Here is a 10,465-nt window from a genome sequence, read left to right on the forward strand (position 1 = left end):
CGAAAATGAAGCAATTAATTAACAACTTCTAAAGTTAAGGAATTGTATCATATACTTACTTATAACTTAGCTGAAATTTGAAATGGATTTTCTATGAATATTACTGAGTTATTGGCCTTTTCAGTGAAAAATAAATCATCAGACTTACATCTATCCGCAGGGCTTCCCCCTTTAATTCGTGTAGATGGTGATTTACGGCGCATTAATATACCGCCTTTAGAGCACAAAGAGGTTATTAGAATTATTTATGATATTATGAATGATAAGCAGCGTAAGGATTTTGAAGAACATCTGGAAACCGACTTTTCTTTTGAAATTCCTAATCTTGCTCGTTTTAGGGTTAATGCGTTTAATCAAGTGCGTGGTGCTGGTGCTGTATTTAGAACGATTCCTAGTAGCATTCTTGGTATTGAAGAATTAGGGCTTCCTGATATTTTCAAGGAAATTGCTTCTTATCCACAAGGACTTGTTTTAATTACCGGCCCAACTGGCTCCGGTAAAAGTACCACCCTGGCTGCCATCATTGACTTTATTAACTCTAATCGATATGAGCATATATTAACCATTGAAGATCCCGTTGAATTTTTACACGAAAGTAAAAAATGCCTTGTCAATCAACGTGAAGTGCATAGGAATACGGAGAGTTTTAGTACCGCTCTTCGCTCGGCACTTCGTGAAGACCCAGATATCATTTTAGTAGGAGAGCTCAGAGATTTAGAAACGATTCGCCTTGCGTTAACGGCAGCAGAAACAGGGCACTTAGTGTTTGGTACACTGCACACCAATTCCGCTACTAAAACCATAAATCGGATTATAGATGTGTTTCCAGGGGAAGAAAAAGCAATGGTACGCTCAATGCTTTCAGAATCTCTACAAGCCGTGGTCGCACAAGGGTTGCTTAAACGATATGGTGGTGGCCGAGTGGCAGCCTTAGAAATTATGATTTGTAATTCTGCCATACGTAATTTAATACGCGAAGATAAAGTTGCTCAAATGTATTCATCCATTCAAACAGGCCAATCACAAGGCATGCAAACCTTAGATCAGCATTTAACCCAACTTGTTCAAAATAAAGTAATTGCTAAAAGTACTGCACAAGACGTGGCTATAAATAAGGCACTGTTTAATTAAGCTCATAGCAATCTGTGGAGGGATAACGAACTCTTTGTTTTTAAGATAACTTATCTATTACTAAATAAGCTTTCAACGAGGACATATAGGCAATCAAAGGTTATTAAGCTAGGCTTTACTTATATTTAAGTAGTTATTGAATCTTAATGTAAGCTTTTTTTATTAATTATTTCTTCAATACTATCAATCTCTTCCAACGATTTTGTTTTTTTCTCAAAAAAACTATATCGTTGTTTTTGTAATAGGTTTTTTAAGGACATTGGCTCGACCAGAGATTGATTTACTGGACTATAATTTACACGTTTTTCAAATTGATTTTTTAAATATTCAGAGTCATTGTTAAGCTTATCTTCTCGTTCCTTTAATTGGTCTCGAAGTATTGTTAGGGCATTAATTTTTCTAGCTGTTAATTCAGCTCGACCTGTTAGTGCTGAAAATGCTCTTGCAAAGATGTTGGTTCTCTCAAGACGATCAATCATCTCTTCTAATCGTCTAATAACAGCGCTTCCTTTCCCTATTGAATTATTACTCATCTTAATCTCTGCTGGATCTTTATTCATTTTACTTTGAAAATCGATAAGTCCCACTTTCATTTCGTCTAATCCGCCACCTTTAGCTAATATGTCTGGAAGCTCGCGCTTAAAAAAATTCTCATATGCTTTATTTGATCCATGGTTGAATATAATCCGTTGAACTTCTGCAAAAGTATCTTTTTGAACCACCTTTTGTAAGATTTGAATTTTATCATTTAGACTAAGCAAAACAGATAGACTAGGCGAAACAGAATTTAAAGTCTCTTTTTTTAGCCTATCCTGAATATAACCATGTATAAAGAAATTTATTACTGTATGGAGAGTGTTTAAGTTGCTTAAGGCCTGTGGATCAGCTGTTCGCAAAAATAAAATTAACTGTCTGGCAAATTCCGTACTACTAAGCTTAGAAGCAGAACCCCATAAGAAATCATTAGCCTTTTCAAGAGTAAAGCCTCTTTTGCCAATCGGTTTAAAGAAGTCAATAAATATATTTTCCATAGGCAGAGATGAACCACTTGTCTATCATTTTTATACATAAAGTATAAAATATAATCTTAATTTATATTAGTTAATCTATAAGTGTATCATTTAATTATTAAGATTATATTAATAACAAATTTAGAGTTAAAATCTTGATGTAAATCATCTGCATTTTTAAAACCAAGCAAGTACAATGTGAAAAATTGAATAAGATTTATAATGAGATGGCCTACAAAGATAGATTACTCCTAGCTCAATAACATATTCTCTTATTTTTGACAGTCACTGATTAACACGAACTCACATACGGCTTTATATTATCTAGGTTTTCTGTAGGGCCCTGTTTGTAAATAGTATGAATAAATAGGGGTTAATAAACGACTAATTTGTTAAAGAATCTACTGACTAACAAGTTAGAGGTTTAGAGAGATATTCACTTAAGTTTTAAGAGTCAGAGTTGTTTTAAAATTTACTTGAGCATCAAGTGCTTTTATAAAATCAGTTAGGCTATGGACTTCTTCATTAACTAGTACATCTGCCTGACCGCTTTTAACAAATTTTTTCAGTTCTTTACCTAAATTGCTGTTGTCTAAGATTGATAAGTACTTTTTAAGATCAATGGGATTTCCTGCGAGTGCTTCTTTTAGCGCTTCAATCGCTTCTTCTTTTTGTTGATAGCTCCTTTGAAAAAAAGGAAGGTATGTATTTTTATACTCTCTAACCTTATTATTCTGAACAAGTTTCTTTCTATCTATTAGATAACTATCTAAAATACTTACCAGTATCTGAGTTGTTTTATAAATATGACTGAGTAAGACCTGATTTTCTATAGTGGCTTTTTTTATCCGTTCTAGTTGAATCATTAAATTCTGCGTGTTGCTGAATTCTTGTTCTACGCTCCTTGTGTTTAATAAGGTATTAACTAATTCAATAGGTATCTTTGCCTGGCTATCTTCATCTTTAAGCCATTCTAAAGTAGCTTGCTTGACTAGTGCTAATCCAACTTGTTTACCATTAGATGAAGTTTTCCGTCCTTGCTCCGTAACAATACCCATGAGCTCCCCTGTAAGCCTTTCTAAAGTAATGTTAAATTGATGCGAAGTATTAATTAGTGCGATACAAAGATCAAATAGGGGGTTATCACCAGCAATTTGAGGGTAGGTTGTGATAATTTTCCTTATCTGGTTGCGATATGGCTTATGTAGTAATCCTATATTCATTAAGTTTCTATCAAGTGCCTGTTTTAGCCGTTAGAAGAATAATAAAATTCTGCTTGTCACCTAATCCTTGTCCTGTGTCTCCTCGCTTGATAGTGCGTTAAGTAGTTCAAAGCGATCTTTGCTTGAGCGTCTTTATCTTTATTCTAAAGGAATAATAGACTTCTGCGAAGTATTAATTAGTTCAATAAAGGATTAAATAATGGGGCTTAAGGATTTTTGGGGCAAAGTCCAACAGTTGCTACGTTATATTGAGACGCTGTGATAGGTCAGGATAAGGCCGACATAGATTGAAAAGTAACCGTAGATCGGCCTGGACCCGACAGCTATCTATGCTGCCTTCTGTATTTCAATAAGCTCTCGAACCCCTTTTTCAGCTAAATCCAATAAGATGTTTAATTGGGTACGACTAAAGCTCTTATCTTCTGCGGTGCCTTGTAATTCAATAAATTCACCGGCTTCATTCATAACTACGTTCATGTCTGTTTCGGCTAAAACATCTTCAGCATAATCTAAATCAAGGACTGGCTGGCCTCGGTAAATCCCGACTGAAACAGCAGCCACATAATTAAAAGTAGGTGCTTTACGTAATTTTTCACGATTAACCATCCAGTCAAGAGCGTCTTTCATGGCTACACAAGCACCGGTAATAGCTGCAGTGCGAGTGCCTCCATCGGCTTGAATAACATCACAATCTATCATAATAGTGTTTTCACCAATCGTCTTTAAATCAATACAAGCACGAACTGATCGACCAATTAAGCGTTGAATTTCTAAGGTTCTGCCACCTTGCTTACCTTTGCTTGCTTCTCTGTCGCAACGACTGTGAGTTGCACGTGGCAACATACCATATTCAGCGGTAATCCAACCTTGGTTTTTTCCCTTTAAAAACCGAGGGACACCTTCAATAACGGATGCATTGCATAAAACCCGAGTCTCGCCAAACTCGACTAGGACCGAGCCTTCGGCATGATTAGTATATTGACGAGTTATTTTAATTGGACGAAGTTGATTTGGTTCACGATTGCTGGGACGCATTGTTATTCCTCACTGAAAAAGAGAAAGGGAAGTATAACGTCTAAATCTCAAACGTGCATCATGTATAAAAATTGACCTTTAACTTGCATTTGCAATAAATTCGGTTATAGTCACCCAACCTTAAACAAACGACTATCGATTATGACTCATAGCATGACGGCATTTGCCAGGACTCAGACTCAGCTTGATGAGATAGGATTTTGTTGGGAAATAAAGTCCGTTAATCATCGCTACCTCGATGTTTCATTTCGCCTTCCTGAAGCTTGGCGTTTTTTAGAAGCGGAGCTCAGAATCATTATTCGAGACTATATAAGCCGAGGTAAATTAGAGTGTCAATTAAAAATGACCAATTCAGCTCTCGCAGAGCCAGCTTTAATCGTTAATGAAAACCTATTAACTAAACTAATTAATATTACCCAAAACTTAGAAGCTGCTAAAACCCTTCCTAATGATCTTACGCTTTCAACATTCTTAACTTGGCCTGGGGTTATTCAAGCATCAGAGCTTAATGTTGAACAATTTAAAGAAATTGTATTGCAATTATTTCATGACAGCCTAGCTAAATTACAACAACAAAGGGCACAAGAAGGAACGACACTCAATCAGCATATAAAAGATCGCTTAGCTCGTTTGCAAGAAGAAGTTAAAAGAGCAAAGGCATTTGCTAAAGAAAATTCCCAGCAAGCTCGCGATAAATTACTAACCAGACTTCATTCATTACAGTTAGAAGTTGAAACCTCACGAATTGAGCAAGAGCTGGCTATTATTCTAACGAAGCTAGATGTCAGTGAAGAGCTCGATCGGCTAGCATTACATTGTCAGGAAGTAGGAAGCGTTTTAAATAAAAAGGAAGCGCTAGGACGTCGTTTAGATTTTTTAATGCAAGAGTTAAATCGCGAGGCCAATACATTAAGTGCAAAGTCAGACACTATTAATTTGACAAAAAGTGCTGTAGAGATGAAAGTATTAATTGAGCAGATGCGAGAACAAATTCAAAATATCGAGTAAAACATGGTTGACTCATTTACCGGAAATGTGTTTATTGTGGCAGCTCCATCTGGAGGTGGAAAGACAAGTTTGGTCAAGCATTTAATAACGCATCTACCGAATATTGTTGTGTCTATTTCTCATACTACACGCAAGCCAAGGCCACGAGAGCAAGAGGGCGTTGATTATTTTTTTATTAATGATACTGAGTTTGTTGATATGATTAATAAGAATGCCTTTATTGAATATGCGCAAGTCTTTAATCATTATTATGGAACTTCTGTTGAGCAGATTGCAGCACGGCTTAAAAAAGGCATTGATGTTGTGCTTGATATTGATTGGCAAGGTGCACAGCAAATTAAAAAGCTATTTCCGCAAGCTGTAAGTGTGTTTATTATTCCACCTTCCTTAGAAATTTTAGAGCAACGTCTAGAAGCTAGACAGCAAGATAATAGTGAAGTTATTCAAACCCGAATGCAGCAAGCTAGAGAGGAAATGAGCCATTATAGCGAGTTTGACTATCTCATCGTTAATGATGAATTTGACCAAGCAGCAGCTGAATTGCAAGCAATTGTAGTCGCTAATCGTGTAAGTTTTGTACGGCAAGAAGAAAAAATTAGAAAATTGCTATCATTATTGATCTTAGCGCAGTAAAATAACGTAAGTTCGCCCAAAAAGAGACTAAGGCTCTTTTCTGATGCTAAACGAACGTTAAGTATTGTTGCGTGGCTAATGAATGTCTTTCCCGCGCAGGCGGGAATCCATGGTAAAATTAACCTCAGTGCTGATTGATGAATGGATCCCCGCTTACGCGGGGATGACATAGGATTCGTGGGAAGGTATTGTGGCGTGGAATTAATGTTATTGTCGCATGGAGTTGATGTCATTTCTGTATGGAATTATTAATGTCATTCCCGCGCGGCATTGTTGCGTGGCTAATGAATGTCTTTCCCGCGTAGGCGGGAATCCATGGTAAAATTAACCTCGGCGCTAATTGATGAATAGATCCCCGCCTACGCGGGGATGACACAGAATTTGCAGGGATGATATAGGTTTGTGGTGATGGCCTAGATTTACGGGATAATGTAGGATTACGGTTGATTGGCGTGGGCTCTCAGTTTGTCATAATTAGGTCTGAGAATTATCTATACAGCGCCTGAATGTTATTTCCTAAAAATGCGAGATGTTGATTTATGTTAAAATAATCTATTGGGTTTAAAAATTAATCTAGAGCTTTAATGGAGAATCCTTTAGATTTACAGTAGGAAACTTGTTGCTTGTAAATTAAGGTAAAAATCTATAAATACTTCTTATATTTGCTTGCATAGCCTTTGTATAGATTGATTTAATTTAGGGTTAACAAGTTAGAATTCAACCTACAGAATTACTAAAATGTTATTATGTTGAAATGTGGATTGGATGAAATAAAATTCTTATCCAAGCTACTGTTAATTAGGCATTTTCTCTTAAAATAGCCTATAAGAAAATAGTGGAGGCTTAATTTATGGCACGTGTGACAGTAGAAGATTGTTTAGAGCACGTTAAAAATCGTTTTGAATTAGTGATGGTTGCAACTAAACGAGCACGCGATATTGCTGTGCGTGGCGAACAACCTCTAGTTGAGTGGGAAAATGATAAACCAACGGTAGTTGCTCTGCGTGAAATTGCTGAAGGATTAATTAAAGCAGATATTTTAGATAAAGATTAATAGTGCAAATAATCCTAAAGCCACGTTAACTTAATATAAGGTGGCACCGAGTGCGGTTGGATTAACTCTTATAAGGATGTAACGTCGCCAGATTTTTATTGAAATAATGGCTTAAGAATGCCTCCGCCACGATCAAGGCTATTTAATAGTTAATCATTTAAATAGTTGGCATGATGAGGTTTAACATGGGTTGGTTATTAGATATTTATCTAAAAGGGACTCCTAAATGCTTAATGAGCCAAGCTGATGGAGTATTGCATGAGTCATTTTGATGATTTACACAAAGAGCTTAAAAGCTATCTTGAACAGTCTCAAGTTGAAAAATGCTATCAGGCTTATCTAGTCGCTGAAAGAGCTCATCAAGGCCAAATGCGTCGATCCGGTGAGGATTATATTACTCACCCGGTTGCTGCTGCCCTTATCTTAGCTAGAATGCGTCTTGATTATCAAACTATTATGGCGACTTTACTTCATGATGTCGTTGAAGATACCTCCATTAGTAAAGAAGATTTAACCCAACAATTTGGTGAAGATGTTACGGCTTTAGTCGATGGGGTAACGAAACTAACCAAAATTAAATTCGAATCGCGCGCCGAAGCGCAAGCTGAAAACTTTCGTAAAATGGTTCTAGCCATGGTGAAAGACATCCGAGTCATCATTGTTAAATTAGCTGACCGTTTTCATAATATGCACACCCTAGGCGCTATGCCATCGGCAAAACGCCGCCGTATTGCCATTGAAACATTAGAAATTTATGCGCCTATTGCTAACAGGCTAGGTATGCATGCCATCTATACTGGCCTTGAGGATTTAGGATTTAAAGCACTCTATCCTATGCGTTATCGTGCAATTCGCTCTGCTGTAGAGAAGTCGCGAGGTAATCGACGCGAATTAACACAAAAAATTGAACATGATTTAGAAAATGCGCTACAACAGCTTAATATTCCTTACGAGCATGTGTTTGGTAGGCAAAAACATTTATACAGCATTTATCGTAAGATGAAGCAGAAAAAAGCGTCTTTTACCGAAATTACTGACGTTTTTGCTTTTCGCGTGATTACTGAAGATATTGATTCTTGTTATCGTGTTTTAGGTGCACTTCATCGAACTTACAAACCCGTTCCCCAACGCTTTAAAGATTATATTGGGATTCCTAAGGCCAATGGTTATCAATCCTTGCACACGACTCTTTTTGGACCCTATGGTGTACCTCTTGAGGTACAGATTCGCACCCGTGAAATGGATAAAGTTGCAGACAATGGCGTGGCGGCTCATTGGATTTATAAATCCAGTGGACTAGAAGTTAATGAAGCGCAGTTGCGAGCCCGTGAGTGGGTGCAGGGGCTTCTTGAGATGCAGCGCAGTACAGGTAGCTCACTTGAGTTTATTGAAAATGTTAAAATTGATTTGTTCCCTGATGAAGTTTATGTTTTTACGCCCAAAGGCCATATTATGGAACTACCAAAAGGGGCAACACCTGTCGATTTTGCTTATACCGTGCATTCAGACGTAGGTAATAGCTGTGTTGCTGCAAAGGTTAATCGCCGCTTAGTGCCATTAAGTATGCCGCTCACGAATGGCCAAACAGTAGAAATTATAACAGCTCCAGGTGCCCGCCCTAATCCTGCCTGGCTTAATTTTGTGGTTACCGGTAAAGCGCGTAGTAATATTCGCCATTTCTTAAAGAGCCAACAGCATACTGAATCAATCAATTTAGGTAAACGTCTATTGGAGCAAGCATTAGCAAGTCTAGCCAGTGATTACGCTAAAGTGCCACCAGAAACGCTACAAGCTTTACTACATGATTTAAATTATAAGTCCGCCGATGAGCTGCTTTATGCTATTGGGGTAGGTCATCAAATGCCTATGGTTATTGCTAAACGTTTAGTGGTTAGCCAAGAAAGCGTAGAACTTGATAAGGCTGCTAAAAGCGGGCCTTTAGCCATTAAAGGCACCGAAGGGATGGTTGTTAATTTTGCTGATTGTTGTCAACCTATTCCTGGTGATAAAATTGTTGGCCGTTTTCAACAAGGTCGGGGTATATTAGTGCATGCCAGTGATTGTATACAAATAAAGCACGTACGTAGTCCCGAACAGTTTATCGCTCTACGTTGGGATGAACAGGTTCAAGGAGAATTCTGGGTAGATATTACAGTGGATGTAGCCAATCAACGAGGTGTATTAGCAGCACTGGCAACAGCTATTTCAGAAGCTGAAGCAAACATTGGTAACATTACTGTTGATCCGCGTGACGGGCGGCATAATGCGGTGACTTTTTCTATTAGCGTTCGTAATAGAAATCACTTAGCTCGAGTTATGCGCCGCTTACGTGCCAACAAAGTTGTTTTGCGTCTTTATCGTAAAAGGCAGGGAGAATAAATACTATGCAACCTATTCATACAACATTAGCACCTGCTGCCATTGGCACTTACAGTCAAGCAGTTCGTTGTGGTAATACTGTTTATTTATCAGGTCAAATTCCACTAGATCCAGAAACAATGGAATTATGCAGTGATGATATACGGGCGCAAATTAAACAGGTTTTTGAAAACTTATCCGCTGTTTGTCAAGCTGCGGGTGGCAGTTTAGCAGATCTTGTTAAGGTTAATGTGTACTTAACAGATTTAAGTCATTTTTCTTTAGTCAATGAAGCAATGACCCAATATTTTAGTAAACCTTTTCCAGCGCGTGCAGCCATTGGGGTTGCAGCACTGCCCAAAGGTGCACAAGTTGAAGTCGATGGTATACTTATTTTAGAGCATCGTAAATAAGGATAACGGGTGGATAATAATCAATACGCCTATAGTGGGCGTATCATGTTTATTATAGCGTGGGTCTTTTTCTTCTTTCTATTATTTGTTTTCTTCCATTATTCTGATTCATCAAATAAAAGTACTTATCAGATTCAAAATGGCACGTTAACGATCAAGCCTGATAAGAGCGGACATTACCGTATAGAAGGAACGATTAATGATGAAAACGTTAAATTTATCATAGATACAGGTGCAACCTTAGTTGCAATTCCTAAGTCACTTGCCAATCGCCTTAGTTTAAAAGGTGGCTACCCTATCTTATTACAAACAGCAAATGGCAATATCAAAGGCTCATTAACACGCATTAAAAAGCTCACCTTTGCTAATTTTAAGTTATATAATGTGAAAGCAGTGATTATGCCTGGAAGTGACGATAATATGGTCTTACTAGGCATGAATGTATTATCCCAATTTAACTTATCTCAGCAAAATAATCGTCTAATTATCAAAAAATAAATTTTTATAGAATAAAATCTGCTTTATCTTGTGGGGTAGGTTGGACTAAACGAAGTGCAGCCCAACAAATTATGAATATGCTACACGCCTTATGACTGAAAC

General features: G+C 37.4%; 10 protein-coding genes. 7 read left to right on the top strand and 3 right to left on the bottom strand.

What is annotated here, in order from left to right; all coding sequences use genetic code 11:
- The first annotated feature begins 93 nt into the window (after positions 1 to 93).
- Positions 94 to 1,131 (top strand): type IV pilus twitching motility protein PilT, encoded by a 1,038-nt coding sequence (locus ACQUW5_RS12570; protein WP_444991606.1) that lies wholly within the window; start codon positions 94 to 96, stop codon positions 1,129 to 1,131.
- Positions 1,132 to 1,274: 143 nt separating this feature from the next.
- Here the strand turns inward: ACQUW5_RS12570 and ACQUW5_RS12575 are convergent, their stop codons facing one another.
- The 3 genes from ACQUW5_RS12575 to rph all read right to left on the bottom strand — a co-directional run bounded on the left by ACQUW5_RS12575 (position 1,275) and on the right by rph (position 4,399).
- A complete protein-coding gene (locus ACQUW5_RS12575; protein WP_444991607.1) occupies positions 1,275 to 2,162 on the bottom strand; it encodes a hypothetical protein in 888 nt (295 codons plus the stop codon).
- 419 nt (positions 2,163 to 2,581) lie between these two features.
- Positions 2,582 to 3,364, bottom strand: a complete 783-nt coding sequence (locus ACQUW5_RS12580) for a hypothetical protein (RefSeq protein ID WP_444991608.1) — start codon at positions 3,362 to 3,364, stop codon at positions 2,582 to 2,584.
- 327 nt (positions 3,365 to 3,691) lie between these two features.
- The gene (rph, locus tag ACQUW5_RS12585; protein ID WP_444991609.1) at positions 3,692 to 4,399 is read right to left on the bottom strand and encodes a ribonuclease PH; all 708 of its coding nucleotides are present in this window, start codon (positions 4,397 to 4,399) and stop codon (positions 3,692 to 3,694) included.
- Between the two features lie 141 nt (positions 4,400 to 4,540).
- Here rph and ACQUW5_RS12590 point away from each other — a divergent pair, with 141 nt between their 5' ends.
- From ACQUW5_RS12590 to ACQUW5_RS12615, 6 genes are all read left to right on the top strand, one after another.
- The gene (locus ACQUW5_RS12590) at positions 4,541 to 5,407 is read left to right on the top strand and encodes a YicC/YloC family endoribonuclease (RefSeq protein WP_444991610.1); all 867 of its coding nucleotides are present in this window, start codon (positions 4,541 to 4,543) and stop codon (positions 5,405 to 5,407) included.
- Between the two features lie 3 nt (positions 5,408 to 5,410).
- The gene (gene gmk, locus ACQUW5_RS12595; RefSeq protein ID WP_444991611.1) at positions 5,411 to 6,040 is read left to right on the top strand and encodes a guanylate kinase; all 630 of its coding nucleotides are present in this window, start codon (positions 5,411 to 5,413) and stop codon (positions 6,038 to 6,040) included.
- Positions 6,041 to 6,890: 850 nt separating this feature from the next.
- A complete protein-coding gene (gene rpoZ / locus ACQUW5_RS12600; RefSeq protein WP_444991612.1) occupies positions 6,891 to 7,094 on the top strand; it encodes a DNA-directed RNA polymerase subunit omega in 204 nt (67 codons plus the stop codon).
- Between the two features lie 258 nt (positions 7,095 to 7,352).
- Complete coding sequence (gene spoT / locus ACQUW5_RS12605) at positions 7,353 to 9,473, top strand: bifunctional GTP diphosphokinase/guanosine-3',5'-bis pyrophosphate 3'-pyrophosphohydrolase (protein ID WP_444991613.1); 2,121 nt, start codon at positions 7,353 to 7,355, stop codon at positions 9,471 to 9,473.
- A 5-nt stretch (positions 9,474 to 9,478) separates the two neighbouring features.
- The gene (ridA, locus tag ACQUW5_RS12610; protein WP_444991614.1) at positions 9,479 to 9,865 is read left to right on the top strand and encodes a deaminase RidA; all 387 of its coding nucleotides are present in this window, start codon (positions 9,479 to 9,481) and stop codon (positions 9,863 to 9,865) included.
- 9 nt (positions 9,866 to 9,874) lie between these two features.
- Positions 9,875 to 10,363: a retropepsin-like aspartic protease family protein gene (locus ACQUW5_RS12615; protein WP_444991615.1), complete on the top strand. Its 489-nt coding sequence runs from the start codon at positions 9,875 to 9,877 to the stop codon at positions 10,361 to 10,363.
- Positions 10,364 to 10,465 lie beyond the last annotated feature (102 nt).

The organism is Legionella pelazae (assembly GCF_052527395.1).

Coding starts and splice junctions, on each gene's coding strand:
- ACQUW5_RS12570 (WP_444991606.1), top strand. CDS start 94: ATGAATATTACTGAGTTATTGGCCTTTTCAGTGAAAAATAAATCATCA.
- ACQUW5_RS12575 (WP_444991607.1), bottom strand. CDS start 2,162: ATGGAAAATATATTTATTGACTTCTTTAAACCGATTGGCAAAAGAGGC.
- ACQUW5_RS12580 (WP_444991608.1), bottom strand. CDS start 3,364: ATGAATATAGGATTACTACATAAGCCATATCGCAACCAGATAAGGAAA.
- rph (WP_444991609.1), bottom strand. CDS start 4,399: ATGCGTCCCAGCAATCGTGAACCAAATCAACTTCGTCCAATTAAAATA.
- ACQUW5_RS12590 (WP_444991610.1), top strand. CDS start 4,541: ATGACTCATAGCATGACGGCATTTGCCAGGACTCAGACTCAGCTTGAT.
- gmk (WP_444991611.1), top strand. CDS start 5,411: ATGGTTGACTCATTTACCGGAAATGTGTTTATTGTGGCAGCTCCATCT.
- rpoZ (WP_444991612.1), top strand. CDS start 6,891: ATGGCACGTGTGACAGTAGAAGATTGTTTAGAGCACGTTAAAAATCGT.
- spoT (WP_444991613.1), top strand. CDS start 7,353: ATGAGTCATTTTGATGATTTACACAAAGAGCTTAAAAGCTATCTTGAA.
- ridA (WP_444991614.1), top strand. CDS start 9,479: ATGCAACCTATTCATACAACATTAGCACCTGCTGCCATTGGCACTTAC.